We start from the raw sequence: 25,329 nt of genomic DNA, 5'->3' as shown, positions 1-25,329 counted from the left end.
GATGGAAAAACCGCATCCGGTCACCCTGGCGTTGAAGGTGCTACTGATCGCGCTGATCTGCTTCCTGACCCTCTACCCGATGCTGGCCGTTCTGGGCACCAGCCTCTCGAGCCAGCCGGAGATCGCCGCCAATAACGGCTTCGTCCTGATTCCGATGAAGCCCACGCTGGAGGCCTACCAGACCATCTTCTCCGGCGGCGTCGTCACCAGTGCCCTGGTGCGCTCGCTGCTGATCACCGTGATCGGAACCCTGGCCTCACTGGCGGTCACCGTGGGCATGGCCTACGGACTGACCCGCCGGGATCTGGTGGGCGGGCGCTTCTTCCTGACCGCAGCCCTGTTCACCATGCTGTTCAGCGCCGGCATCATTCCGAACTTCCTGATGATCAAGCAGCTGGGCCTGCTGAACAACTACGCTGCGCTGATCCTGCCGGTGTTGCTCTCCGCCTTCAACCTCATCGTGATCCGCTCCTTCTTCCAGAGCCTGCCTCAGGAATTGCTCGAAGCCGCCCGACTGGATGGTCTGGGAGACTTTGGCATCCTGGTCAAGGTGGTGCTGCCGCTGTCCAAAGCGGTGCTGGCCGTCATCGGGCTGTTCTATGCGGTGGGGTACTGGAACGCCTTCTTCAACGCCATGCTCTACCTGAACTCGGATCAGTGGCCGCTGCCGATGATTCTGCGTCAGTACGCCCTCCTCGGCCAGCCCCTGGCCGATTCCACCAATACCTCGGAAATCACCGCACCCACGCAGGCGATCCAGATGGCCGTCGTGGTGATCAGCCTGGTGCCGATTGCCGCAGCCTTCCCCTTCCTTCAGCGCTACTTCACCAAGGGCGTCCTCACCGGCGCAGTCAAAGGCTGAATCGTTCCCGTTCCACCCATCTCTTGTTTGCCCACTCCGTTCCGGCCTTCCAAAGGAGACATCATGACCGGCACTTCCAGCACCACCAGCAGGCGCGCATTCCTGGGCCTGGCCGGACTCAGCACCCTGCTGATCGGCACCACAGCGCTGACCGGTTGCGGTCAGCGCACGCCCGACGCGCCCAGCAATGTGAACTCGGTCAACCTGCCCAAGTACACCGCGCTCAAGGACTTCAAGCCGGATATCGCGGGCACCGCCGATGGCGTCCCGGCTGCTTTCTACAGCTACCCCAAGCCGTTCAAGGCTGTGCCAACGCCGCCGTTGAGCGGGCAGAAGTTCACTGTGATGACCCTGCTCTTCGGCGCGGTGTCGAATCCACGGGACAGCAACCCGGCCTGGCAGGAAGTGGAGAAGCGCCTGGGCGCTACCGTCAACATCACCGCCGTGTCCAGCGACGACTACGGCACCAAGCTCAACACCCAGATTGCCGGTGGGGATCTGCCGGACATGATGTTCAACGACGGCGCCGCAATCCCGGACATTGTGAGTTTCGTTCAGGCCAAATGTGCTGATCTGACGCCGTTCCTGGGCGGCGACAAGATCTCCGCCTACCCCAATCTCGCGGCCATCCCTGAGGTGTACTGGAAGGCCTGCGTCACGGCGGGGAAGATCTATTTCCTGCCGATTCCTCGTGGTCTGACCGGCGGCTCCGGTTTCTACAATGCCACCCTGCTCCAGCAGGCGGGCGTCAGCAACACGGCGGACATCAAGGACAAGGATGACTTCTACACTGTCCTGAAGGCCCTGACCAAGCCGGACAAGAACCAGTGGGCCCTGGGCAGCACCGGCTTTGGCCTGCCCACACTGCACCACATCTTCAAGACCCCGTACGTGTGGCGGGAAAGTGGTGGCAAGCTCACCAAGGACTTCGAAACCGACGAATACCAGGCCACCCTGGAATACGCCACGAAGCTCTACAAGGACGGGCTGTATGCGCCCGGCTCCGATGGCTGGACCAAGAGCCAGATGGTCAACGCCTTCACCAGCGGCAAAGTCGCCATCATCTACGACGGCCTGCCCGCCTACCTGGGTGGCAGCGGCTACACGCGGTCCCTGCCCAAGGGTAACCCCAGCTACAAGGCGATGCCGTTCATTCCCTTCGGTGCAACCGGCGGCAAGGGCCAGGCTTGGATCGACAATGTGGTGGTCGGCACCACCATGATCAAGAAGGCCGATGACGCCAAGGTCAAGGACATCCTGACCCTGGCCAACTTCCTGGCCTCACCCTTCGGCAGTGAAGAGTACCTGCTGCTCAACTACGGCACCGAGGGCAGCGATTACACCCTGGATTCCACGGGCAACCCCCAGGCCACACCCACAGCCCAGCAGCACACCGGGGTGCCGTGGAAGTACCTCGCGGCCCCGCAGCAGGCGGTATACGACCCGGCGGGCAAGGACTTTGTGGACATCATGCACAAGACCTACGAGACGCTGATTCCCTCCGCGGTGCCGAACCCCTGCCAGTACCTGTTCAGCCCCGCGGATGCCGCTCAGGGCTCTGTACTTTCCAAGGCCGTCACCGATACCGTAAAGGGCATCATCGCCGGGCGTCAGCCGATGACCGACTTCAAGGCCGCCGTGGACAAGTGGAAGCAGGCCGGAGGCGACAAGATCCGGGCTGAATACGAAAAGGCGCTGGCCGACTCCAAGAAGTAGTCCGTCGGCATCCTCCGCCACATCTTCGCACCGGATTCCGCACGGCACCCCACACAGGAAGCATGCAGATATTCATGAGCACCACCCCCGCCAGCGCTGAGCGCACTCTTTCTCCGGGAGGTTCTCCGGAACGTTCTCTGGAGAAGCTCAGACTGGATCCGCCCACCGCCTGGACCCGGGAGCATTGGTGGAGGGTGGCGGACGAATGGCTGCGGCCCATCCGTGAGCATGCCAGCCCCGGCCACGCGCTGCCGGTCCTCCCCGGGCGGGTCACGCGCGATGGCGTCCGGCGCGAGGGTATGGAAAGCATCGGCCGCAGCCTCCTGATGGTGGCGCCACGCCTGGTCGGAGCCTTCCGGCCGGGCGCAACCGCCCGGGAGGCTGCCGGTGCGGCCGAGCTGGCGGCGTGGTACCGCACGGCCCTGGTCAATGGCACCTCCGGGATCTTGGCCAGGACCGGCGGAACCCCCGGGCCCGAGGCCTGGCCGCTGGGCGTGTCCTGCCGGACGCCGCTCGCGGGGGTGACCAACTCCATTGTGGAGGCCGCCAATATCGCCTTCAGCCTCGGAGTGGCGCGGGAGCAGCTCTGGGACCCACTGACGCCGGGAGAGAAATCCCAGGTGGCTGCCTGGCTACGGCATCACGCGCAGTGCGAGGTCTGGCAGAACAACTGGCAGTTGTTCCCGGCCATGGCAGAGGCTTTTCTGCGTCTGGTCGGTGAAGATACCCGCGGGCTCCGCGGAGCGGAGCAGGTGGCCCGGGTGGAGGGCTGGTATGCCGGTGACGGCTGGTACACCGACGGCCCGGATCATGCCTTTGACTACTACAACGCCTGGGCGATCCATCCGTATCTCTGGGCCTGGTACCAGTTCACGGGTCAGTCAGACACCCCTCAGGCGCGCCGGCATCTGGAGCGTCTGGGTGAATTTTCCCAGGGATTCCGGGATTTTGTGGCCGATGACGGCTCACCGCTCTATGTGGGGCGCTCGCTGACCTACCGCACGGCTATGCTCGCTGCGCTCTGGTGTGCTGAGCTCTCCGGGGTCAACAGTGCCAGCCCGGCGCAGACCCGGCTGCTGACTTCCTCGGTGCTCTCCGCCTTCGCCTCCCGCGGCGTTGGCATCGGGCAACCACTGAGCCTGGGCTGGTGGGGAAGTCACGAGGATTCCACACAGAGCTACAGCGGATTCGGCTCACCGTATCTGGCCGGTATCGGTTTCCTGGGCCTGGCGCTGCCAGCCGATCACGCCGTCTGGACTGTGCCGCTGGACAGCGCACCTGTGACCACTCCTCCTGTGGCCAGCCGAGCGCTGGCCACGGTGGGCTGGAACCTGAGCCGGGCCGACGGCATCGTCCGGCTGAGCAACCATGGCAGCGATCACTGCTGGCTGCCGGTGGAATCCGGGGCGGATCCGGATGATCCGCACTACGCCAAATTCGCCTACTCCTCGCACACCGGCCCAGGAACCGGGATGGCCTGGCAGGAGAATATCGATGGCCACCTGGCGCTGGTCGATGCTGAGGGGCGGGCCAGCCGCCGGTGCGGCATCAGGGCCCAGCGCGTGGACGGCCCGATCAGCGGTTCCGCGTACCTGCCGCAGCTAGCGGGGGCGATTCTGCCGGGTACAGCGGTGCTCACCGTCTCGGTGACGCACGGCGCCCACGAACTGCGCTGCCACCTGGTCCACGGAGGGGCGGGCTATACGATCCGTGAGGGCGGCTTTGCGCTTCCCGCGGACCAGCCGCTGATCGAAGAGGTGACGGCGGACGCCGCGGTGCCCGGCGGCATCGTGCGCCAGGCGTTCTCAGGGCAGCCAGGGGGGTGGAGGCAGCCGGCGACGTTGGAAGCGAGCGTGTTCGGCCTGCACGGCTGGCAGGCCGCTGCAACCCGGAACTACACCGGCTGTCACGCGCTGGGCGAATACTCCGCCACGCCCTACCTCACAGCGGAGGGCGCCGCGGAACCGCAAGTGTACGTGGCCCTGCACACCTTGCGGGCCGTCCGGGAGGAGGCACTGAATCCGGCGGAGCTGGTGGAGCTCAGCGTGCAGGGAACCCGGGTGCAGTGGCGCTGGCTCGATGAACAGGCCGGGCCAGCTGAGGCTGCGGAGCCCGCCGAGGCTTCCGGTTCTGTGGATCTGGCGACCTTCCTGCCCTGGGACGGCGCCATCAAGCCCTTCCCTGCCGAGCCCTTTCCGACCGGAGGAACCACACCGTGATCGAGCTGCAGTACGGCGCCCAGAGCGCCAAACCCCGCCAGGACGAGGCCATGCGCCGCTTCCGGAGCCATCGACTGGGCCAGTTCATCCACTGGGGGCTCTACGCGCTGCCCGGTGGCCTCTGGGAGGGACGCTCCTACCCTTTCGCCGCAGAGTTCCTCAGCCAGACGGCCACAGTTCCCGAAGCCGAGTGGGCGCAGCTGGCCGGGCAGTTTCTGGCGGAGAACTTCGATGCCGCACAGTGGGCCGGGCAGGCCCGCACCATGGGCATGCGCTACGCCACGTTCACCACCAAGCACCACGAGGGGTTCTGCCTCTGGCCCAGCGAGCTGACCGACTTCCATGTGGGGAACACGCCCTTTGGCCGCGACGCACTCGGGGAACTGGTGGCGGCCTACCAGGCGGAGGGCATCGACGTCTACCTCTACTACTCGGTGCTGGACTGGCATCACCCGGACTGGCGGTACCGGCTGGACACGGACGATGACGCCGCGGCCTTTGACCGCTACCTCGCCTTTGCTCTGGGCCAGCTGGAGGAACTGGCCACCCGGTACCCCGGGGTGAAAGGCTTCTGGTTCGACGGGACCTGGGACGAGTCGGTCAAGGCCAACGGGGCGTGGACGCTGCACGTGGAGCAGCGGCTCAAGGAGCTGCTGCCCGGAGCCATTGTGAGCAGCCGGTTGCGTGCCGATGACCTCGGCGCCCGGCATCGTGATTCGAACGGTGTGCTGATGGGTGACTATGAAAGCGGCTACGAGCGGCGGCTGCCGGATCCGTGGGATCGCAGGGTCACTGCGACCGACTGGGAGGCCTGCATGACGATTCCGCAGGCCACCTGGGGATTCCACCGTGGAGCCTGGGCAGCGGAGACCGTCAAACACCCGTGGGATCTGGTGGACATGCTGGCGCACTGCACCTCCCTGGGCGGCAATCTGCTGATCAATTTCGGGCCCCGCGGGGATGGGACACTGGCTGCGAATGAGCTGCGGGTCGGTCAGGCGATAGGCCGCTGGCTGACGGAAAACGGCGAGGCGATCTACGGCTGCGGCGTGGCCGAGGCGTGGAGCTACCCGGGCTGGGGGTACTACACCTCGCCGCTGGACGTTGGGTCTCCTGGGGGTGGGGATTCCGACCAGAGCCGGGTCTACGCCCTGGTGACCAAAATCCCGGCGTCCGGGCGGATTCGCCTCATGCTGCCCGCAGGGACGGTGCTGGAGGAGTGCTGGCCCCTGGCTGAGGCCGGAACCGGATTCCGCCGCAAAGAGGTGGAGCCGGGCATCGCGGAACTCGATCTGGGTTCCTGCCTTGGCTCCGCGTACCGCGACGGCCCGTTGGTGTTCGCGCTGACCACCCTGCGCCTTGAGGCCGCTGGATCCCGCCATCACTCCCACCCGCCGTCAGATCGTGCGGGTTCGGGGCCGGATAAGTCGCCACATGTGACGGCTGGTGGGAGTCCAGACGAGGGTGACTGGAAAGAGCCGAACCCGGATATGGTGAACTAATGCCTCTCGCTTACTCCACTCTGGGTGCGCCCGGGTACTCCCTTGACCAGGTCATTGCTGCCGCGGAAAACGTGCCGCAGCACCGGGTATCCGGCGTTGAGCTCCGAGTGGGTGAGGGCCAGCTGGCCCACCCCGGGCTCAGCCGTGCCGAGCGCGTGGAACTGCGCTCCCGCCTTGCGGAGGCCGGTGTACAGGTTCTGACGCTCAGCAGCTATATTCGGGTCAACGAGCTCCAGGAGACCGACCAGCCACAGGACCGGCAGATCAGTGAACTCCTCGGGCTGGCCGTGGACCTCGGCGCTACCGGCATCCGGGTCTTCTCCGGCGGCAGCTTCACCGACCTCACGGACGAGCAGACCGATGCCGAACTGGTGGCCGGGCTGGCCGGGCTGGATGCCGCCGTCGCGGGCAGCGGCGTTCGCATCCTGCTGGAAACGCACGATCGCTACCGGACCGGAGCGGATGTGGCACGGGCGCTGGAGCTGCTGGAAGCGGTGCGCCCGGGCCATGGTGTGCGGGCCATCTGGGATGCCAAACACCCCTGGAATGCCGGGGAGCCGGTGGAGCGCACGGCCGAGGCGCTGCTGCCCTGGCTGGCCTATGTGCAGCTCAAGGATGCCCGGGTGGGCGGCGAACTGACACTGCCAGGACGGGGCGACATTCCCTTGCAGACGCTGGTGGAGCTCGCGGGGCCGGATGGCTGGTATTCGCTGGAGTGGGAGCGTGCCTGGCACCCCGAACTGCCTCCCGTGGAGGAGGCCCTGTCCGCGCTGGTGGGCCTCGGCCTTCCGATCAGCTGACGGCGCACGTCCGCAGCGTCTGGGCGGCGGCCTGCAACATGGAGACCCACACCCCGGAATTCGACTAACACCAGTTAAGCTGGGCACATGTTGACCGTGCTGGGTGAAGCCCTGATCGATGAAGTAGTCAGTCCGGGCGGTGCGCCGGTTCCGCATGTGGGGGGCAGCCCGCTCAATGTCGCCGTTGGTCTGGCACGGCTGGGCCACCCCGTGCAGTTCGTGGGCCGCTGGGGTTCGGACGCCTACGGGGAACTGATTTCAGCGCACCTGCACGGCAACTCGGTAGTGCTGCCGGAGGGTCCGGATGCCCTGCCTACCTCGGTGGCCCGGGCCACGCTCGATGCCGATGGCGCAGCCAGCTATGACTTCCAGCTCGCCTGGGAGCTTGCCCCGGTGGCGGATGAGCTCCTTGCGACCACCACCTTGCTGCACACCGGATCGATCGCCACCATGCTCCAGCCCGGTGCGGCCGTGGTCTACGACGCAGCCCTGCGTGCCCGCCCGCACGCGACCATCAGCTATGACCCCAATTGCCGCCCCAGCATCATCACCGACGTCGACTATGCCCGCAAGCAGGCGGAAGCCTTCGTGGCCATCGCCGATGTGGTGAAGGCCTCCGATGAAGACTTGCTGTGGCTGTACCCGGATCAGGATCCGCTCGATGCCGCCCGTGCCTGGCTGGGCGCGCCGCAGGACCGGAAGGCGGGACCCGCCATCGTCGTCGTGACCCGTGGTGGCGGCGGACCCTGGGGTGTGGTGGCGGCGGGTACCGCCACCGCTGCCGTCCCGCCCGTGCAGGTGGCGGACACCGTGGGGGCCGGGGATTCCTTTATGGCGGCTCTGCTCGGGGCGCTGGTGGATCGGGAGCTCGATGGCGAATCGCGCCGTACCAGACTGCACGCCCTGAGCGTGGAGGAGCTGGAGCAGATTCTTCACTTCGCGGCCCGGGCGGCAGCGATCACCGTTTCCCGCCCCGGTGCGAACCCGCCCAGCCGGGCGGAGCTGGCTCAGGGCTGACTGTTCACCGGCTCGACTGGGCTGGCTCGACGCGGGCGTGCCTGCGAGAGAGGATGAAACCATGGTGTCTTACGATCCTTATGCAGATCTTCCAGCGCTGCCCAGCTTCGACCTGAGCAGCAAGACGTTCCAGGACGGGCAGACGCTGCCCCTGGCTCAGGCCTCGGGAATCCTCGGCGCCGGCGGGGCGGACGAGTCTCCTCAGTTGAGCTGGTCGGGCTTCCCTGCGGAGACCAAAAGCTTTGCCGTGACGGTCTTCGATCCGGATGCTCCCACGGCCAGCGGCTACTGGCACTGGGCTGTGTTCAACCTTCCCGCCTCGGTGACCCAACTCGCGGCCGACGCCGGGGCGGCATCGTCCGCTTTGCTGCCGGAGGGCGCTGTCACCCTGGCCAACGATGCCGGCCTGGCGCGCTATGTGGGTGCAGCGCCGCCCGCGGGGCATGGGCCGCACCGGTACATGGTGGTGGTGCATGCGGTGGATGTGGAGTCGCTGGACATCCCGGAGGGCAGCTCCCCGGCCGTGCTGGGCTTCAACCTGGCCTTCCACGGTCTGGCCCGCGCCCGGATCACCGGCCTCTATGAACAGAGCTAGTCCCCACGCCCTCCCACAGCTCGTGCCTCGCAGCGGGGCCCTCGGGCGCGTGGGGCCACCCACGCCCACCCACAGCTCGTGCCGCGCCGCGGGGCCCTCGGGCGCGTGGGGCCACCCACGCCCACCCACAGCTCGTGCCGCGCCGCGGGGCCCTCGGGCGCGTGGGGCCACCCACGCCCACCCACAGCTCGTGCCGCGCCGCGGGGCCCTCGGGCGCGTGGGGCCACCCACGCCCACCCACAGCTCGTGCCGCGCCGCGGGGCCCTCGGGCGCGTGGGGCCACCCACGCCCACCCACAGCTCGTGCCGCGCCGCGGGGCCCTCGGGCGCGTGGGCCCCCCCACGCACTCCCACCGCGCGTGGCTCCCAGCGGGGCCCTCGGGCGCGTGGGGGATAGCCTGAAGCCATGAAGTTGATCGCCAGCGATATCGACGGGACCATCCTGGACCATGAGGGCCTGATCAGCGCCCGCACGGTCCAGGCCTTTCGCGCAGCAGAGGCCGCCGGGATTGAGGTGGTTTTCGTCACCGGGCGCCCGCCCCGCTGGCTGGATCCGTTGCGTCGGCAGGTCGGTCATCTGGGCCGGGTGATCTGCTCCAACGGTGCCCTGGTCTATGATCTGGCCGGTGAATCGGTGGTGAGCACCAAGTGTCTCTCCGTGGGCGATGTGCTGGCCGCCAAGGCAGCGATTCGTCAGGTGGCTCCCGGTGCCAGCTTTGCCGCAGAGACCATTGACGGGCTTTTCCTGGAGCCGGAGTTCCTCCACGAGGAGTCCTCACCTGCGTTGCTCCAGCTGACCCCGGCGCCACTGGAGGACTCGCTGCAGGAGGAGAACGGGCATCGGGTGCTCAAATTCCTGGCGCGAATGGACCACCACGATGCCGATGCCTTCCTGGCCGTGGTGCGTCCCGTCGTCGCCCGCTGGGCTGATGCGACGCATTCCGCACCGGGAATGGCTCTGCTGGAGCTCTCCCGGGTGGGCGTGAACAAGGCCGCAACCCTCAGCGAATACGCGGCCTCCCGCCACATTGACGCCACTGAGGTGATCGCCTTCGGAGACATGCCCAATGACGTGGAGATGCTGAGCTGGGCAGGGCGGGGATACGCCATGGCGAGCGGTCACCCGGCGGCCCAGGCGGCAACGGCATTGCGTGCGCCGGCCCTGGCCGAGGACGGCGTGGCTCAGGTGCTCGAGGAACTACTGGGTGCGTTGACCACGTGAATCTCGCCGATTCGGCTGCGTCTCCGTCCAAATCTCCGGCCAAACCCTGCCTGGATTCGGCGGTGCCGCTCGCCTTCGCTCACCGGGGCTTCAGCCCCGAGGGTACCGCCAGGGAGAATTCGTTGCGCGCCTTTCGGGACGCAACGGCGCTGGGCTTCACGCATCTGGAGACCGATGTCTGGGCCACGCGGGATGGCGTCCCGGTCGCCTTCCACGATGAGACTCTGGATCGCACCACGGACGGCTCAGGCCGGATCGCCGACTACAACCTGGCGGAGCTGGAGCAGTTCCGTATCGGGGGGACGGAGCCGATCCTGAGCATCGAACAGCTCGTCACCGCGTTGCCGCAGGCGCGATTCAACCTGGATGTGAAGGACCCGGCCGCCGTCGGGCCGCTCGCCGACGTCATCGTCCGCACTGCCCTCCAGGACCGGCTGTGCCTGGCGTCGTTTTCCGACGAACGCCGCCGCGCCACCATGGCCCTGCTCCCGCCCAGCGCCGCCGAGAGAGTGGCACAGTCCGCAGGGAAGCGGTCGATCATCCTGTTCGCATTACTCAGCCCGTGGTGCGTCGGCCCGCTGTCTGGAGCAAAAATTGGCCCGAAACTGCGGGCCTGGCTGCGACGGCAGCTGGGGGAGATCGACTGCCTGCAACTTCCGGAGCGCTCCGGTCCGTTGCGGCTGGTCACCCGACGCTCCGTGCATCGGGCGCATCGGCTGGGCCTGAAGGTGCATGTCTGGACCATCAATGAGGCGGAGCGGATGCACCGGCTCTTCGACCTCGGAGTCGACGGCGTGATGACGGACCGGGCGGATGTGCTGGCCCAGGTGATGCGGGAGCGGCACTATTGGATCGGTGGGCCTGAGCGAGGCCTCGCCAACGACTCTGAGGATGGACAATGACGCAGCGCCCCGGCGGCCGACCGGACACCACCAGCACCCAGTATTCCGAGGACTGGTACACCCACGACCTGTCTGAGCAGGCCTTCAGTGCGGTCAGCTTTGTGGATCTGGACCTCACCGAAGCCAGCGGCACCGGCGTGGTGTTTGAGGACTGCACGTTCCGGAACGCCAAGTTCAACGCCGCCAGCTTCACCGATAGCGCCTTCACCAACTGCACCTTCGTGGGCTGCAACTTCTTCGACGCCTCCTTGGAGCGCTGCAAGTTCATGGGCAGCGTCTTCGATGCCTGCCGCTTTGATCTGCTCAAGGTCACCGGCGGCAACTGGTCTTTCGTGGGTCTGTCCCGGGCAGAACTCGGTTCCGCGACGTTCGCTGGGGTGCGCCTGGCGGAAGCGGACCTCAGTGGCGCCCGATGCGCGGGAGCAACACTGCGCGACTGTGACCTGGGCAATGCCTCGCTGGTGCGTGCGGACTTCAGTGGCGCGGATCTGCGTGGCTCAATCCTGACTTCTCTGGTGCCGGAGGATAGCCAGATCCGCGGCGCCATCGTGGATTTGCAGCAGGCCATCGTGATTGCCGGGAATCTGGGTCTGGACATCCGGGACTGAGCGGGGTGACCCGCAGCGGCCCTTAATAACTGCAGCGTCTGGATGTATTGTTGGTGTGGCGCCTGTTTGACGGCGGCGGTATTCACTGCGGATCTGGAGGTTCGGGCATGCCAGCTATCGAGTCGATTCCTGCGCGACAAACGGTCATCGTGTTCCGGGGCCCTCGGGTTGCCTTCTGGATGATGGTGATTGCACTCGCGCTCAACATTCTTGCGGTGCTTGGCTGGACCTGGGGTGCGCTGCAACCGGTGAATGCGCGTCAGGCCTGGCTGTTCTTGCCGGCTGTACTCCTTCAGGTCTTTGGTGTGGGTCTTCTGATCGCGGCCACGTGGTGGGGGATCATCCTCCTCGTCCGGAAGGTGCGCCCCCTCGTCTGGGTGCTGCTGCCTACGTTCAGTTTTCCGATCGCTGCCGTCGTGTTGCTCATCGAGTTCTTTGTGATCTGGACGGCTCTGGGTCAACCGCACTCCTAAATCGCGCTGCGCTGCCGAGGACCCACCATCGGAGTTGACTCCTATATCGGAGTCAAAGCGGTTGATGTTGATATCGGAGTCATCGGAATGAGGGGCTATGGCCTACACCGGACGAGTCACCGGACCGGCATCACTTGGTCGCATCCTGCAACAGGCGCGGCTCATTTCCGGGCTCAGCCAGCGTGAGCTTGCCCAGCGGCTCGGGACCACTCAGCGCTACGTCTGGGAACTTGAGGCGGGCAAACCTTCCATCATGATGGACAGCCTGTTCGCCTTCATGAAAGAAACCGGCATGGAACTCAGCGCCACCATCAGCTCTGAAGTGGACCATGACTGAACTGGTAGCGGAGTTCTACGGAACGCGGATCGCACGGATTGCCGGGAACTGGCGTACCTTCGACGTCAGCATTGAGCCGGTGACAATAGCCGGAGTCGCCGGGATGCTCAGAGACGTTCAGGAATACCCGCTGGGCAACAAACCCATCGGCGGCAAAACGTCACTGGCGGGCGTGCAGGACAAGATTGTGCTGGCGCACCGCGTCCGGATGGAACCGGGTGATCGACGGCTGGCCATCAACCCACATCCTTACGCCGGGGTCTCCGGAAGACCCTACCGGGATCTACGACGAAGAATACGGCGCTCGGATCGCACGCGCTGTTGGGCTCAGTTCTTTCAGCACCTGGATTGAAGAGTTCGACGGCGTCCCTGCCGTAGTCATCGAACGATACGACCGCTCCTCCGAGGCGCCGGAGGGGCGCATCCATCAGGAAGACTTCAACCAGGCACTGGGCGCAGTCGGGAACGAAAAATACCAGCGGATCAGCGGAAAAGTCAGTACCGAACGGATCGCAGGCATGCTGCATGAGGTGAGCGACCGTGAGTCTACTGCGCGAATGTTTCGCCTGGTGGTTCTCTCTGCGGCGCCCGGCAATCTGGATCTCCACGCCAAAAACCTTTCGTTACTGCACCCACTTGAGGGTGCGCCATCGCTCGCCCCTGCTTACGATGTGGTCCCGCAGGCCCACCGGCCCAACGACGGCGAGCTGGCCATGTCCGTGGGAGGCGAATACCGTCATGCGGACATCACTCTGGAGCATCTCGTAGCGGAAGGGCGCGCATGCAGAGTTGAGAATGCAGCCAGGATCACCATCGAAACTCTCGGGCAGACCCTGGAGGCCGTACGGCATGAAGTGCCGCACGAGCATGCGTATCCCGGCGTGCAGTCTGACATCGAGAGGTTCACCACTAACCTTCTCGCGGGACGCGCCATCGGAGACTGAACTGCGTGGACCCTCAACATTCCAGCGGCGATCGCCCCACTGCCGGGTGACCTGACAGGATGGGTGAATGCGCGTACTGATTGCCCCGGACAAATTCAAAGGTACCCTGACGGCCGCTGAGGCCGCCGCCGCGATTTCTGAAGGAGTCCTGCGGGTCTACCCTGAGGCGGTGATCACCACCCTGCCCATGGCTGACGGCGGTGAGGGCACCGTGGAAGCGGCCGTCGCCGCCGGTTTTGACGAGCGGATCAACGCCGTGGTCGGGCCGATTCTCAAGCCCACCGCGGCCGCCTGGGCGCTCAGTCCGGCATCGGGCGGTCTGTCCGCGGAAGCGCCGGTCACGGCCGTCATCGAAACGGCTCAGGCCAGTGGCTATCTGCTGGCCGAGCGCACTCCGGAGAATGCGCTGCGCGCCCACAGCTACGGCTGCGGTCAGCTGATCGCCGCCGCGCTCGATGCCGGTGCCACCGAGATCATCCTGGGCCTGGGCGGCTCCGCGATGAGCGATGGCGGCACCGGAGCGCTGCGGGCGCTGGGGCTCAAGCTGCTCGACCGCCACGGTGCGTTGGTGCCACTCGGCGGTGGGAATCTGGTGGATATCGCGGTGCTGGACGCCTCGGAGCTGGACCCGCGGCTGGCCACGACCCGCATCCGGGTGGCGGTGGACGTGGACAATCCGCTGTACGGGCCGCTGGGTGCGGCCCATGTTTTCGGTCCGCAGAAGGGCGCCGATGCCGATGGCGTGGAGCGCCTGGATGCCGGGTTGCGGCACCTGGCCTCATTGTTGCGGGAAGCGACCGGAGTGGACCCGAATCTTCCCGGGGCTGGGGCGGCCGGTGGCTTCCCGGCATCGTGGGTGGCACTCGCCGGAGCAAAGCTCGAATCCGGAGTAGCCCTGGTGGCCGAGCTGGTCGGCCTGGACGCCAGGATTGCTGAGGCGGATCTAGTGGTAACCGGCGAAGGCAGCGTGGACTCCCAGTCGTTGGCCGGGAAAACGCCGGTCGGGGTGGCCCGGGCTGCCCAGAAGGCGGGGATTCCGGTGGTCCTGGTGGCCGGGCAGCTCTCGGTTGATTATGAGGAACTTGCGGCGCTGGGCGTCGTCGCGGCAGCATCCGCAGCGGAGGTGGCCCGCAGCGCTGAGGCCGCGATGGCGGAACCGGCCAAATACCTGGCCGCCGCCACGGCAGAAGCGCTCAACGGCAGCTAGTCCCCAGCGGCTCCCCGGATTCGCAAGCTCATCCGGGGCCCCTCGCCGCTGTGGGCCCATGCGAGGGACCCGCACTTTCGCACAGCTCGTTCCCAGAGAAGTCCCACGGAACCTGCAGCGATTTGTCAGGTGGGTGCGGTCGAATACTGCGTGGGGACGGGATCGTTGGATGTCAGCCAGAAACGAGCTGAAGCGAGGACCCCATGACCAACTCCACCACCCTCCGCGCCATCGATTCCCGGCACCACCGGCCAGCCCGTGCCTTCATGACGCGCGGCGCCCTGGTGACCGCTCTGACAGCCCTGACTCTGATGGGTGCTGGCACCGGAGTGGCTCAGGCTGCACCTGCTGCAGGTTGCACGCCCACCACGACCATCGCTGCGCCGAATGCGACCACCCCGTATGACGGCCGAATTGAAGTCCCGGCCGCCTGGGCACAACAGGTACAGGGTGCGAGCGGCGTTCTGCCAGCTACTGTTCCGTCCGGGCATTCCGTCACGGGAACGCGCCAGATCACCGAGCAGCTCTACTCCGCCTCCTCTGGGACCTTTCAGTCCATCAATGTGTCGGTGACCATCCCGGCGCTTACCGATACACCCACCGGCCTGCACTGGACGGTGGAGAACGGCCGGACCTTCCTGGACTTCAGTGCCACTACGGACGCGGGCAAGCCCTCGGTGTCACAGCAGGAATCGGATCTGCAGAATACGGCCATCAATCAGGCGATCGCCGCCTATCCAGGCTTTGCCGCGAACGGCTCGTCCGCGTATCAGGGCCAGAACACCAATACGTACACGATCCCAATTTCTTACAACAACGGCTGCGCCACTGACACGGTGACGGTTCAGGTCACCGGACAGACGCAACTCAGTGGAGGCGGTGGGCTGTAGGACCGACGCGCTAGTGGGTGTCACCCCCCCGGGGTGGCACCCACTAGCAAGAGTCACTCTGATGCGGCAGCGGCCTCCGCAGACGCGCCAGCACCATCCGTGCCACGGAGCTTCGCCAGGGCGTTCATGCCGTGGTAGATCACCAGGGCGGCCGCGGTGCCCAGGGCGATGCCCGCGAACTCAATGTTCCCCACGGTCCAGGTGTAGTTCGCGATGCCGATGATCAGCGCCACGGCGGCCGTGGTCAGATTGACCGAGTTCCCGAAATTCACCTTGTTCTGAACCCAGATCCGCACGCCCAGCACGCCGATCATGCCGTAGAGCATAGTGCCCGCGCCACCCAGCACACCGGCCGGAACCGTCGCGATGAGCGCACCGAATTTCGGTGAGAAGCTCAGTAGCAGGGCAGCGAGTGCCGCCACCCAGTACGCCGCCGTCGAATACACCCGGGTAGCGGCCATCACGCCGATGTTCTCCGCGTAGGTGGTGGTTCCGGAGCCGCCGCCCAGGCCCGCCAGCGTGGTGGCCAGCCCGTCCGCCATCAGCGCCCGCCCCGCCAGCGGGTCCAGATTGCTGCCCGTCATCAGCGCCACCGACTTCACGTGGCCCACGTTCTCCGCCACCAGCACCAGCACCACCGGGATGAAGAGCCCCGCCACGGCAACACTGAACACCGGGGTCTGGAACTGCGGCAGCCCGATCCACGGCTGAGCATCGATGGTGCTGAAATCCACCTGCCCCTGGAGTATGGCGACCAGGTAGCCCACGATGACGCCCACCAGGATGGACAGTCGGCCCAGGATGCCGCGGAACAGCACGGTGACCAGGATGATCGCTACCAGGGTGACCAGCGCGGTCAGTGGAGCCTTGTCGAAGTTGTTCTTGGCGGCCGGGGCGAGATTCAGCCCAATCAGCGCCACGATGGTGCCGGTCACCGCCGGCGGCATCAGCCGGTTGATCCAGCCCGCACCCAGCCACTGCACCACCAGTCCCACCACAAACAGGGCCACCCCAGCCATCACCACGCCGCCGAGCGCCGTCGCGACCCCGGCCGCGCCACCACCGGCACCCGCCTGCGCCGCCGCAATCGGTGCAATGAATGCGAAAGAGGAACCCAGGTAGGAGGGGATGCGACCGGCCGTGAGAATCAGGAAGAGCAGAGTGCCGATGCCGGAGAAAAACAAGGTGGTGGCCGGCGGCATCCCGGTGAGCAGTGGCACCAGGAAGGTGGCACCGAACATCGCCACCACGTGCTGAAGGCCGATGCCGATGGTCCGCGGCCAGCTGAGCCGTTCACCCGGCGCCACCACCTCGCCCGGCCGGATGGACTTGCCATCGCCATGGACGGTCCAGCGGAGATCAGTCCACCGGAAAATCGTCGAAGGAGTGCGGCTTTCGCCGGAGGGGCCGGTGGCTGGCATGGGTCTCCTGAGGTCGTGGCAGGTAGCAGGTCGCAGTACCGTGCGATGGCGGGATGCTCAGCGAGTATTTTAGTCGCCAACGTAGGCCGCGAGATGCCGCCCGGTCAGGGTTCCCTCACCAGCGGACGCCCCGGCCACCAGATCTGCCGGCGTGCCCTCGAAGACGACCGTGCCGCCATCGTGCCCAGCGCCGGGGCCGAGGTCGATGATCCAGTCGGCATGGGCCATCACTGCCTGATGATGTTCGACGACGATGACCGACTTCCCCGAGTCGACCAGCCGGTCCAGCAGGCCCAGGAGGTTCTCGACATCGGCCAGATGCAGGCCAGTGGTCGGCTCATCCAGAATGTAGATGCCGCCCTTTTCGCCCAGATGGGTGGCCAGCTTGAGCCGCTGGCGCTCGCCGCCGGAGAGCGTGCTCAGCGGCTGGCCCAGGCTCAGGTAGCCAAGCCCCACGTCGGAGAGTCGGAGCAGAATGGCGTGTGCTGCCGGGATTTTCGCCTCTCCGGTGGCGAAGAATTCCTTCGCCTCGTCCACCGGCATCGCGAGTACTTCGCTGATGTCCTTGCCGCCCAGGTGGTACTCGAGCACCTCAGCCTGGAACCGTTTGCCCTCGCAGACCTCACACGGGCTTTCCACACTGGCCATGACGCCCAGATCGGTGTAGATCACGCCCGCGCCGTTGCAGTTGGGGCAGGCGCCCTCCGAGTTGGCGCTGAACAAGGCTGGCTTGACGCCGTTGATCTTGGCGAAGGCCTTGCGGATCGGGTCGAGCAGGCCGGTGTAGGTGGCGGGGTTGCTGCGGCGTGAACCCTTGATGGCGCCCTGATCGATGGTCACCACGCCCTGGCGCGGGGCCACTGAACCGTGGATCAGTGAGCTCTTGCCGGAGCCTGCCACCCCGGTCACGACCACCAGCACGCCCAGTGGGATGTCGACATCGACGTCGCGGAGATTATGGGTGGAGGCACCGCGCACCTCCAGCTGACCTGAGGGCTTCCGCACGCTCGATTTGAGGGTGGCGCGGTCGTCGAGATGCCGCCCGGTGAGCGTGTCCGTGCCGCGCAGGCCCTCCACGGTGCCCTGGTACATGACCTGCCCGCCACCGGTTCCTGCGCCCGGGCCCAGGTCCACCACATGGTCGGCGATCACCATCGCCTCCGGCTTATGCTCCACCACCAGGACGGTGTTGCCCTTGTCCCGCAGCTGCAACAGGAGCTTGTTCATGCGTTCGATGTCGTGTGGGTGCAGGCCCACGGTCGGCTCATCGAAGACGTAGGTGACGTCGGTCAGGGAGGATCCCAGGTGCCGGATCATTTTAGTTCGCTGGGCCTCGCCACCGGAGAGGGTGCCGGAGGGACGGTCCAGGCTGAGGTAGCCCAGGCCGATCTCCACGAAAGAATCGAGGGTCTCGCTCAGGACTGTCACCAGCGGCGCCACGGAGGGCTCGTCCAGCGTGCGGACCCAGAGCGCCAGATCACTGATCTGCATCCGGCAGGCGTCGGCGATGCTGGTGCCGTTGATGGTGGAGGAGCGCGCCGCTTCGCTGAGCCGGCTGCCACCACACTCCGGGCAGGTGGTGAAGGTGACGGCGCGTTCCACGAAGGCACGGATATGCGGCTGCATGCTTTCCACGTCCTTGGAGAGCATGGACTTCTGGATGCGCGGCACCAGACCTTCGTAGGTCATATTGATGCCTTCGATCTTCATCCGGGTGGCCTCCCGGTAGAGGAAATCCTGGCGCTCCTGTTCGGTGTAGTCGCGGATCGGGGTGGCTGGGTTGACGAATCCGGAGGAGGAGTAGAGGCGGTAGTTCCAGCCGCCGGGCGTGTAGCCGGGGATGGTCAGGGCGCCCTCGTTGAGCGACTTCGAATCGTCGTAGAGCTGGGCCAGGTCAATGTCGTTCACCGAGCCCATACCCTCACAGCGCGGGCACATACCTCCCGTGATCGAGAAGCTGCGTCGTTCCTTGACGGTCTTTCCCGCCTTTTCAACCGTGACCGCGCCAGCACCGCTGATCGAGGCGACGTTGAAGGAGAAGGCCTGCGGAGAGCCGATATGCGGCTGGCCGAGGCGGCTGAAGATGATCCGCAGCATGGCATTGACGTCGGTGGCGGTGCCGACGGTGGAGCGCGAGTTGGCGCCCATTCGCTCCTGGTCCACGATGATCGCGGTGGTCAGCCCCTCCAGGACATCGACGTCCGGGCGGGGCTGCGCGGGCATGAAGCCCTGAACGAAAGCACTGTAGGTCTCATTGATCATGCGCTGGGATTCCGCAGCGATGGTGCCGAAGACCAGCGAGCTCTTACCAGAGCCGGAGACGCCAGTGAAGACCGTGAGTCGACGCTTGGGCAGGTCGATGCTGACGTCCTTGAGATTGTTCTCCCGCGCGCCTCGCACCCGGATCACGTCGTGACTGTCCGCCACATGCGGTGGCCGCTCGTCCAGCTCGGGGGCGTCCGTCATCGTGTCTCCTCGAATCCCGCGATCAATGTCTACGGTCCAGTTTAGGCGCCGTCGGTGAGCGGGGTTTCTCGAAAACTGCTCAGTGCTGGCTCCTGGCCTTAGGGGGTGGCGAGCCGTGCTGCGAGTCGATCAACTTCGTCGAGAACTTCGGTCGCAGCCCATGCGCGGTGCCGTTGGGACTGGCCAACCTGAGTGATCACCCCGGTGGCACTCAGCCGTTCGAGCGCTCCGTATACCGAGCTTTCCGCAACCCCTGCTGCCTGGGCCGCGCTGTGCGCCTCAAAAACTGGTCGTTCCAGCAGCCAGGGGATAATCTTCTCGTCTGCCGACCCTTTGCGAGGCCTCGCTTGGTCCCGCCACATCTCAGGCAGGGCATCCAGCGCGATCACCGAAGCACGCGCCGCGTGGGCCGCTCGGGTGGCGGATTGCGTCAGATAGAGCACGAAGGGGTCGACGTTCCCGTCGCGGTAGTCATTGAGTAGTGCGAAATAACGGTCGACGTCGGCGAGCATTGCGGTTGCAATCGGTGTGACAGTAGTCTCGGTGAGGCCTCGGCGTCTCGAAACAGCGCCGATCAATGCACGACCGATGCGGCCGTTTCCGTCGGTGAACGGATGGATGGATTCGAACTGCGCATGGGCGATCGCTGCCTGGGCCATCACCGGAAGATCTGAGCGGCCGCAGAACTCCATCAGGTCCGCGATGAGATCCGGCAGTAGTGCGGGCGGTGGCGGAACGTGGATGGCGCCTCGTGGTGAATAGTCGCTCCCGCCGATCCAGTTCTGAACATCGCGCAGCCTGCCCGCATAGTGGCTATCTACGGGATCGTCCCTCATGAGGGTCTGATGGGCGGCAAGCAGATCGGCCCATCGAATCTCTCCAGTCTGGCCTGCGGCTTCAATCATGGACTGAACGGCATCTGCCGCGGCAACCATGGAACGCGCGCTGGAGCTGGCCTTGAGCCCGGTCAGCGCTCTGGCATAGTCATCTCGCTGAGCATTGACGTGTTCGATTTTGGAGGACGAGACGGCTTCGCTGCGCAGGAGGAATCCGCTGATGGCGGCCATCCGCGTTCCTGCCATGACATCCAGGGAGGCAATGGCGGCTGCCGCTTGCTCCAATGCAAGGACGGTTTCCTGGCTGGGGTAATAGGGCGTCCCGGCGATCAACGGAGGTGGAGACACTGTGACGCTGGTGAACTCCCGGTCCTCCCGCGGCGGGTGGCCGGAGGACCTCCACGGCAGGGTAGTGCTGCCGTGCGACGGCCAGCTTTCTGCCATATGTCCCCGCAGCCTCGACAAGTCTCAATAATCTGATCTTTATTTATACTTTATGGCAGAAATCTAAATAAAGCCATGGCTATTGAGATTTCTTCTGCGCGGTTTCCCTGGCGGCCCGTGGCCTACTCCGGCTCATATCCGATCAGCCAGCGCAGCCCGAAGCGGTCCACGACCTGCCCGTCCGTACCGCCCCAGGGGCGGATCTGAAGAGGATCTACTGCCTCGCCATCGGCCGCCAGCTGTTCGAACCATCGGTGAAGAACTTCGGGTTCCGCAGTGCCAAGCAGGGAGAGCATGAGGCCCTCGGTTTTCACCGGCTGTTCGTCACCCGCCACATCTGCTCCGGCGAGTTCAACCGTGCCGGAGAGTACGCCGTGGGCAATCGCCTCACCGGGGCCGTCGTCGCGGCTGAAATCGCTGAAGGTGTAGAGCTGCAGCTCGCCGCCGAATACGTTCTGGTAGAACTCCAGAGCGGCCCGCGCCGTGCCGGGGAAATGAAGATAGACCAAAGGATGTGCCATGGGTTCCAGTCAAGCAGCGATGCCGCGCCCTGGCTAGAGGAGCACCGGAACCAGATGCGTTGATTCAGTGTGCAGTGTTGCAGGGTGTATGTGTCCAGCACCCTGCAACACTGCACACTGAACGACCCCCGGGTCGCGCAGCCTCCCCGGATCCCCGAAGCGACCCCGCAGCAGTCCCAGCAGTGCCTCACACCAGCCACTCCTGAGACCGAGTCTCACTCTCAATGAGCTTCTGACCAGCGGAAACGCTAGCATCGATGGCATGAGCGATCACCAGCACAGCCACGGAGCTGACAGTCATAAGGGTCGCATCGCTGTTGCCCTGGCCATCACCCTGAGCATTTTCGTGGTGCAGGTGATCGGCGCCATTCTGACCGGATCGCTGGCCCTGCTCTTCGATTCAGCGCATGTGCTCACCGATGCCGGTGGCCTGGTGATGGCGCTCGTTGCCGCCTGGCTCGCCGCACGCCCCGCCACGGATCGGCGAACCTGGGGGTTCGCCCGCGCGGAGGTTCTGGCCGCCACGGCCCAGGCCGCATTGCTGCTCGGCGTGGGCCTCTTCGTGCTGGTGGAGGGTGTGCAGCGCCTCTTCCGGCCCACCGAGGTGGCCAGCTCGGAGATGCTCATCTTCGGCATCGTGGGTCTGCTGGGGAACATAGCCGCTCTGTTGGTTCTCGCCTCGGGTCGCGGTGCCAATTTCAATATGCGCGCCGCTTTCCTGGAGGTGTTCAATGACGCCCTGGGCTCGGTTGCGGTGATCGCTGCCTCGCTGGTGATCACTTGGACCGGATGGGTTCAGGCCGATGCCGTGGTGGCCATGCTGATCGGCGTCCTGATCCTGCCGCGCACCCTCCGGCTCCTCTGGGAAACGATCGAGGTGCTGTTGGAGGCCACTCCACGCGGCCTGGATATGAACCGGCTGCGCGAGCACCTGCTGGGCGTGGCCCACGTGGTCTCGGTGCATGATCTGCACGTGACGCAGATTGCCTCCGGACTGCCCGTGCTGACGGCCCATGTGGTGGTGGAAGACGCCTGTTTCCATGACGGCCATGCACCGGAGTTGCTGGATCTGCTGCAGAGCTGCGTGGCGAAGCACTTCTCCGTCTCGATTGAGCACTCCACGTTCCAGCTGGAACCGGCCGCACACCTTGAGCATGAACACGACGTGCACACGCACTGAAAATGTGGCTCAGACCGCCCCGCGCAGGGTCTCCCATTCGGCCAGAAGGTCCGGCATCCGGGACTCGATAAAACGGTAGAAACGGGCCATCTCGGCGAAGCGCAGCGACTGTGCAGATTCCGCATCGCCAATAGCGGTCACGGCCTTGTCCGAGAGCCCTGCCAGCACCCCATAGACCGGGCTTTTGCTCGCCATAGCGGTGTACCAGGAGTCTTCCGGCAGCGAGTAGAGGTCGCGGCGACTGCCCACCTGTGCCACTCGATGGACGATGCCGACCGTCTGCAGATACCGCACCGCACCGGAGACGGCAGCGGCGCTCACGCCCAGAGCCTCAGCAATCTCGCGGGCCGTCAGCCCGGCGTCCTCCGCGGTCATCAGGGTCATCAGAACCCTCGCGGGCATCTTGGGGAAACCGGCATTGGTCAGGACGGCAGCGGATTGTTCCACCACGGCCCTGAGTGCCTGCTCATCCTGCGCCATCGTCCTAGTCTTCCATCTCTGGGCTGGTTATTAACGCGTTTTACACCGTGGTCAGGCTACGCCGCCGGAACAGCCAGGCGGCCGCGGCGATCACGGCAAGGGACAGCAGGGACATGACCCAGGTGCCGCTCCAGTCGGCGTTCGCCAGCGGCGCAACCACGGTGTGTCCGCCCGGCGCCAGATTGCGCAGCCACTCCGGCATTCCGAGCAAGGTGCCATATTCGCCGACGACGAGCCCCAGGCCCAGCAGCGTCCAGCCGAAGGGGATGGTGGCGGGAGGTACGGTCGCAAAGGCGAACGCCGTAAGGCTCACGTAGACGGCGACCGCCGGGAGCTGCCCGAGAGCCAGGACGATGGCCTGGCCCACCAGTCGCGAGTCGATGCCTGCCAAGGCCAGGCCAGCCACCAGACCGCTGAGAAACAGGGTCACCGCTGCGGCACCCAGCGCCAGCCCGACGAAGGAGAAATACCAGCGCAATCGGGGCACCCGGGTGACCAGAACCGACTCCGCCGTGCCCCGTGCCTCTTCCTGGCGCATCCGCATGACCGTCTGCAGAGAGGCGGCCGAGACGAACAGCCCGATGAGGGCCATCATGACGCCCAGGAAGGACTCCAGGAGACTGCCCCCGCCATTCGCCATGGCCTGAACGGCGGCACCAAGCTGTGGGTTACCGCTCACGGCATCGGAGAGGGTCTTGCCCAGTCCGCCCACCGCGACGGCACCCAGCAGGGAGCCGATGCCCCAGCCGAGGATCGGACCGCGCTGCAGCCGCCAGGCCAGACCGATCGGCTCGTGCAGCGCGCCGGAGGCCCAGCTGCGACCGGCCCGGGGTTGCACCAGCCCGGCCGCGGCGTCACGCGAGGACTGCAGTGCGAACGATGTCGCCAGCAGAATCACGGCGAACGCCAGACTGAGCAGTCCGGGCAGCGGGTTGTTGGCGGTGTAGGGGCGGATCAGCATGCCCCAGCCCACCGGGGTGAACCAGTCCAGGGCACCGGGCGTGACTTGGAGCCCGTCGCTGGCCACGGTGCCCTGCGAATTGGCGGCCGCATTGGCCACCCAGGCCACGCCGATCAGGGCGCTGCTCCAGCCGTTGGCCGCCCGGGCGCTGGAGAAGATCTGCGACATCACCAGTCCGACGGCACAGAAGACCAGTCCGGTACAGGCCAGCGACCAGCCCAGCAGTAGTGAGCCGGCGGCATCGTACCCCACGGCCATCATGGCCACTGCGGTGGCCAGCCCCACCAGAATATTGACGATGACAAGGTGGATGATCGTGGCGACGGTCGAGGCGGCGCGGCCGGCCTGTGTGGCGGCGATGAGCTCGGCCTGCCCGTCCTCTTCATCGGCGCGACTGTGCCGTACCGCGAGGAAGGAGTTCATCAGCGCGACCATGAGCAGCAGGTAACTGCCGATCTCCACGACGAAGAATCCACCGCTGGAGTTGCCGTCCGGCGCACCGCGGAGCGCCAGCAGAGTGGGGTCGGTGGCCAGAACTCGCAGGACGGCCAGCCGTTCCGCTGGGTCCCCGTAGGTTTTGGCCAGGGCGGCTGCGACGAACAGTGCGGTGAAGGCGAAGACCAGAACCCAGACCGGAACCCGGACGCGATCCCGGCGGAAACGGAAGCGGATCAGGGGGCCCACGACGCTCCGCGTATGGGTGCGCACCGTGGCCGGAGCAGGGGTGATCCGGGTGTGGGCGGTCGCTGCGTGCGCGTTCATCGTGCCGCCGCCGTCAGCGAGTCCTCTGCAGAGCTGATTTCATCACCGTAGTGCCGCAGGAACAGCTCTTCCAACGATGGCGGCGATACCGTCAGCGATTGCACCCTCAACCGGCCCAGCGGGGGCAGCACCCCGGCCACCTCGGCACTGTCGACGCTGAAATGCACCCGGTCTGCGGTCGCGGCCAGATCGTGCACGCTGGGGATGCCGCTCAGCGCTGCCTGGAAAGCCGCCAGCAGGGCTGCGCCTTCGAGCCCCTCGACCGTGCAGGAGATCTCGGTGCGGGTCAGGTGTCGCAGTTCGCCCAGGGTTCCGGATTCCACGGTCCTGCCCGTCCGGATGATGCTGACCCGGTCGCAGAGCGCCTCCACCTCCGAGAGGATGTGGCTGGAGAGTAGGACGCTGGCGCCATCGGCCGCTACCCGCTTGATCTCCTCGGTGAACACCGCCTCCATGACCGGGTCCAGGCCGCTGGTGGGCTCATCGAGGATATACAGCTCGGCGGGGGAGGCGAAGGCGGCGATCAGCGCGACCTTCTGCCGGTTGCCTTTGGAGTAGGTGCGGGCCTTTTTCCGAGGGTCGAACTGGAAGGCCTCGGCCAGTTGCGCCCGGCGCTCGCGGTAGGAGGCGGCGCTAGTGTCGGTGCCGCGCAGGCGGGAAATAAGGTCGATGGACTCGCCGCCGCTCAGATTGGACCAGAGCGCCACATCTCCGGGAACGTAAGCCAGGCGCGCATGGATGGCGCTCGCCGAGGCCCAGGGATCCTGGCCGAACACCCGGGCCTGGCCGCCACTGGCCCGGGAGAGTCCCAGCAGAATGCGGATCGTGGTGGACTTTCCTGCGCCGTTGGGGCCCAGGAATCCGTGGACCTCGCCCTGCGTCACCGTGAGGTCTAGGCCGTCGAGTGCCTGGACGTTGCCGAATCGCTTCTCGAGGCCAGCAGCCTCAATCACCGTGCTCATGAG

The 25,329-nt window shown here is 66.0% G+C and carries 24 protein-coding genes; 17 read left to right on the top strand and 7 right to left on the bottom strand.

What is annotated here, in order from left to right; all coding sequences use genetic code 11:
- The first annotated feature begins 1 nt into the window (after position 1).
- The 16 genes from QQM37_RS10210 (at position 2) to QQM37_RS10135 (ending at position 15,293) form a co-directional block, all read left to right on the top strand.
- The gene (locus QQM37_RS10210; protein ID WP_285727150.1) at positions 2-862 is read left to right on the top strand and encodes a carbohydrate ABC transporter permease; all 861 of its coding nucleotides are present in this window, start codon (positions 2-4) and stop codon (positions 860-862) included.
- Between the two features lie 63 nt (positions 863-925).
- Positions 926-2,578: an extracellular solute-binding protein gene (locus QQM37_RS10205; RefSeq protein WP_285727148.1), complete on the top strand. Its 1,653-nt coding sequence runs from the start codon at positions 926-928 to the stop codon at positions 2,576-2,578.
- A gap of 74 nt (positions 2,579-2,652) precedes the next feature.
- A complete protein-coding gene (locus QQM37_RS10200; RefSeq protein ID WP_285727147.1) occupies positions 2,653-4,797 on the top strand; it encodes a DUF2264 domain-containing protein in 2,145 nt (714 codons plus the stop codon).
- On the top strand, positions 4,794-6,299 hold the full coding sequence (locus QQM37_RS10195; RefSeq protein ID WP_285727145.1) for an alpha-L-fucosidase: 1,506 nt from the start codon (positions 4,794-4,796) through the stop codon (positions 6,297-6,299). Before QQM37_RS10200 ends, QQM37_RS10195 begins: the two co-directional genes overlap by 4 nt.
- The gene (locus QQM37_RS10190) at positions 6,299-7,099 is read left to right on the top strand and encodes a sugar phosphate isomerase/epimerase family protein (protein ID WP_285727143.1); all 801 of its coding nucleotides are present in this window, start codon (positions 6,299-6,301) and stop codon (positions 7,097-7,099) included. Before QQM37_RS10195 ends, QQM37_RS10190 begins: the two co-directional genes overlap by 1 nt.
- An 87-nt stretch (positions 7,100-7,186) precedes the next feature.
- Positions 7,187-8,116, top strand: coding sequence for a carbohydrate kinase family protein (locus tag QQM37_RS10185; RefSeq protein WP_285727141.1), 930 nt, complete (start codon positions 7,187-7,189; stop codon positions 8,114-8,116).
- A gap of 61 nt (positions 8,117-8,177) precedes the next feature.
- Positions 8,178-8,711: a YbhB/YbcL family Raf kinase inhibitor-like protein gene (locus QQM37_RS10180; RefSeq protein WP_285727139.1), complete on the top strand. Its 534-nt coding sequence runs from the start codon at positions 8,178-8,180 to the stop codon at positions 8,709-8,711.
- 405 nt (positions 8,712-9,116) lie between these two features.
- Entirely contained in the window at positions 9,117-9,932 is an 816-nt protein-coding gene (locus QQM37_RS10175; protein ID WP_285727138.1) for an HAD family hydrolase, read from the top strand.
- Positions 9,929-10,834, top strand: coding sequence for a glycerophosphodiester phosphodiesterase family protein (locus QQM37_RS10170; protein WP_285727136.1), 906 nt, complete (start codon positions 9,929-9,931; stop codon positions 10,832-10,834). The genes QQM37_RS10175 and QQM37_RS10170 overlap by 4 nt, the downstream gene beginning before the upstream one ends.
- Complete coding sequence (locus tag QQM37_RS10165) at positions 10,831-11,442, top strand: pentapeptide repeat-containing protein (protein ID WP_285727134.1); 612 nt, start codon at positions 10,831-10,833, stop codon at positions 11,440-11,442. The genes QQM37_RS10170 and QQM37_RS10165 overlap by 4 nt, the downstream gene beginning before the upstream one ends.
- Positions 11,443-11,549: 107 nt before the next feature.
- Entirely contained in the window at positions 11,550-11,915 is a 366-nt protein-coding gene (locus QQM37_RS10160; protein ID WP_285727132.1) for a hypothetical protein, read from the top strand.
- Between the two features lie 97 nt (positions 11,916-12,012).
- Positions 12,013-12,252 carry a helix-turn-helix domain-containing protein gene (locus QQM37_RS10155; RefSeq protein ID WP_285727130.1) on the top strand — a complete coding sequence of 80 codons (240 nt, stop codon included), beginning with the start codon at positions 12,013-12,015 and terminating at the stop codon, positions 12,250-12,252.
- Positions 12,245-12,604 carry a hypothetical protein gene (locus QQM37_RS10150; protein ID WP_285727128.1) on the top strand — a complete coding sequence of 120 codons (360 nt, stop codon included), beginning with the start codon at positions 12,245-12,247 and terminating at the stop codon, positions 12,602-12,604. The genes QQM37_RS10155 and QQM37_RS10150 overlap by 8 nt, the downstream gene beginning before the upstream one ends.
- Positions 12,498-13,196, top strand: coding sequence for a HipA domain-containing protein (locus QQM37_RS10145; protein WP_285727241.1), 699 nt, complete (start codon positions 12,498-12,500; stop codon positions 13,194-13,196). The genes QQM37_RS10150 and QQM37_RS10145 overlap by 107 nt, the downstream gene beginning before the upstream one ends.
- A 67-nt stretch (positions 13,197-13,263) precedes the next feature.
- Positions 13,264-14,403 carry a glycerate kinase gene (locus tag QQM37_RS10140; protein ID WP_285727127.1) on the top strand — a complete coding sequence of 380 codons (1,140 nt, stop codon included), beginning with the start codon at positions 13,264-13,266 and terminating at the stop codon, positions 14,401-14,403.
- A gap of 203 nt (positions 14,404-14,606) precedes the next feature.
- The gene (locus QQM37_RS10135) at positions 14,607-15,293 is read left to right on the top strand and encodes a hypothetical protein (RefSeq protein ID WP_285727125.1); all 687 of its coding nucleotides are present in this window, start codon (positions 14,607-14,609) and stop codon (positions 15,291-15,293) included.
- Between the two features lie 53 nt (positions 15,294-15,346).
- Here the strand turns inward: QQM37_RS10135 and QQM37_RS10130 are convergent, their stop codons facing one another.
- The 4 genes from QQM37_RS10130 to QQM37_RS10115 form a co-directional block, all read right to left on the bottom strand.
- On the bottom strand, positions 15,347-16,714 hold the full coding sequence (locus QQM37_RS10130; RefSeq protein ID WP_285727123.1) for a uracil-xanthine permease family protein: 1,368 nt from the start codon (positions 16,712-16,714) through the stop codon (positions 15,347-15,349).
- Between the two features lie 69 nt (positions 16,715-16,783).
- A complete protein-coding gene (locus QQM37_RS10125; protein WP_285727121.1) occupies positions 16,784-19,180 on the bottom strand; it encodes an ATP-binding cassette domain-containing protein in 2,397 nt (798 codons plus the stop codon).
- 98 nt (positions 19,181-19,278) lie between these two features.
- Entirely contained in the window at positions 19,279-20,460 is a 1,182-nt protein-coding gene (locus QQM37_RS10120) for a Fic family protein (protein ID WP_285727119.1), read from the bottom strand.
- Positions 20,461-20,582: 122 nt separating this feature from the next.
- Complete coding sequence (locus QQM37_RS10115) at positions 20,583-20,981, bottom strand: VOC family protein (protein WP_285727117.1); 399 nt, start codon at positions 20,979-20,981, stop codon at positions 20,583-20,585.
- A 262-nt stretch (positions 20,982-21,243) separates the two neighbouring features.
- Between QQM37_RS10115 and QQM37_RS10110 the strand changes: the two genes are divergently transcribed.
- Positions 21,244-22,161 carry a cation diffusion facilitator family transporter gene (locus QQM37_RS10110; protein ID WP_285727115.1) on the top strand — a complete coding sequence of 306 codons (918 nt, stop codon included), beginning with the start codon at positions 21,244-21,246 and terminating at the stop codon, positions 22,159-22,161.
- A gap of 9 nt (positions 22,162-22,170) precedes the next feature.
- Here the strand turns inward: QQM37_RS10110 and QQM37_RS10105 are convergent, their stop codons facing one another.
- Genes QQM37_RS10105 through QQM37_RS10095 form a run of 3 tightly spaced genes read right to left on the bottom strand, consistent with a single transcriptional unit; the run spans position 22,171 to position 25,326 of the window.
- On the bottom strand, positions 22,171-22,641 hold the full coding sequence (locus QQM37_RS10105) for a GbsR/MarR family transcriptional regulator (protein WP_285727113.1): 471 nt from the start codon (positions 22,639-22,641) through the stop codon (positions 22,171-22,173).
- 40 nt (positions 22,642-22,681) lie between these two features.
- Positions 22,682-24,364, bottom strand: coding sequence for an ABC transporter permease (locus QQM37_RS10100; protein WP_285727111.1), 1,683 nt, complete (start codon positions 24,362-24,364; stop codon positions 22,682-22,684).
- Positions 24,361-25,326, bottom strand: coding sequence for an ABC transporter ATP-binding protein (locus tag QQM37_RS10095; protein ID WP_285727109.1), 966 nt, complete (start codon positions 25,324-25,326; stop codon positions 24,361-24,363). Before QQM37_RS10095 ends, QQM37_RS10100 begins: the two co-directional genes overlap by 4 nt.
- Positions 25,327-25,329 lie beyond the last annotated feature (3 nt).

This window comes from Psychromicrobium xiongbiense, assembly GCF_030271165.1.
Lineage (GTDB): Bacteria > Actinomycetota > Actinomycetes > Actinomycetales > Micrococcaceae > Renibacterium > Renibacterium xiongbiense.
This window is presented reverse-complemented; position numbering and strand designations above follow the sequence as displayed.

Bases quoted from the DNA above. Each gene is read 5' to 3' on its own strand.
- QQM37_RS10110 (WP_285727115.1), top strand. From the start codon at position 21,244: ATGAGCGATCACCAGCACAGCCACGGAGCTGACAGTCATAAGGGTCGC.
- QQM37_RS10150 (WP_285727128.1), top strand. From the start codon at position 12,245: ATGACTGAACTGGTAGCGGAGTTCTACGGAACGCGGATCGCACGGATT.
- QQM37_RS10175 (WP_285727138.1), top strand. From the start codon at position 9,117: ATGAAGTTGATCGCCAGCGATATCGACGGGACCATCCTGGACCATGAG.
- QQM37_RS10165 (WP_285727134.1), top strand. From the start codon at position 10,831: ATGACGCAGCGCCCCGGCGGCCGACCGGACACCACCAGCACCCAGTAT.
- QQM37_RS10200 (WP_285727147.1), top strand. From the start codon at position 2,653: ATGAGCACCACCCCCGCCAGCGCTGAGCGCACTCTTTCTCCGGGAGGT.
- QQM37_RS10095 (WP_285727109.1), bottom strand. From the start codon at position 25,326: ATGAGCACGGTGATTGAGGCTGCTGGCCTCGAGAAGCGATTCGGCAAC.
- QQM37_RS10100 (WP_285727111.1), bottom strand. From the start codon at position 24,364: ATGAACGCGCACGCAGCGACCGCCCACACCCGGATCACCCCTGCTCCG.
- QQM37_RS10210 (WP_285727150.1), top strand. From the start codon at position 2: ATGGAAAAACCGCATCCGGTCACCCTGGCGTTGAAGGTGCTACTGATC.
- QQM37_RS10180 (WP_285727139.1), top strand. From the start codon at position 8,178: ATGGTGTCTTACGATCCTTATGCAGATCTTCCAGCGCTGCCCAGCTTC.
- QQM37_RS10125 (WP_285727121.1), bottom strand. From the start codon at position 19,180: ATGACGGACGCCCCCGAGCTGGACGAGCGGCCACCGCATGTGGCGGAC.
- QQM37_RS10185 (WP_285727141.1), top strand. From the start codon at position 7,187: ATGTTGACCGTGCTGGGTGAAGCCCTGATCGATGAAGTAGTCAGTCCG.
- QQM37_RS10160 (WP_285727132.1), top strand. From the start codon at position 11,550: ATGCCAGCTATCGAGTCGATTCCTGCGCGACAAACGGTCATCGTGTTC.
- QQM37_RS10190 (WP_285727143.1), top strand. From the start codon at position 6,299: ATGCCTCTCGCTTACTCCACTCTGGGTGCGCCCGGGTACTCCCTTGAC.
- QQM37_RS10140 (WP_285727127.1), top strand. From the start codon at position 13,264: ATGCGCGTACTGATTGCCCCGGACAAATTCAAAGGTACCCTGACGGCC.
- QQM37_RS10130 (WP_285727123.1), bottom strand. From the start codon at position 16,714: ATGCCAGCCACCGGCCCCTCCGGCGAAAGCCGCACTCCTTCGACGATT.
- QQM37_RS10120 (WP_285727119.1), bottom strand. From the start codon at position 20,460: ATGGCAGAAAGCTGGCCGTCGCACGGCAGCACTACCCTGCCGTGGAGG.
- QQM37_RS10155 (WP_285727130.1), top strand. From the start codon at position 12,013: ATGGCCTACACCGGACGAGTCACCGGACCGGCATCACTTGGTCGCATC.
- QQM37_RS10135 (WP_285727125.1), top strand. From the start codon at position 14,607: ATGACCAACTCCACCACCCTCCGCGCCATCGATTCCCGGCACCACCGG.
- QQM37_RS10105 (WP_285727113.1), bottom strand. From the start codon at position 22,641: ATGGCGCAGGATGAGCAGGCACTCAGGGCCGTGGTGGAACAATCCGCT.
- QQM37_RS10115 (WP_285727117.1), bottom strand. From the start codon at position 20,981: ATGGCACATCCTTTGGTCTATCTTCATTTCCCCGGCACGGCGCGGGCC.
- QQM37_RS10205 (WP_285727148.1), top strand. From the start codon at position 926: ATGACCGGCACTTCCAGCACCACCAGCAGGCGCGCATTCCTGGGCCTG.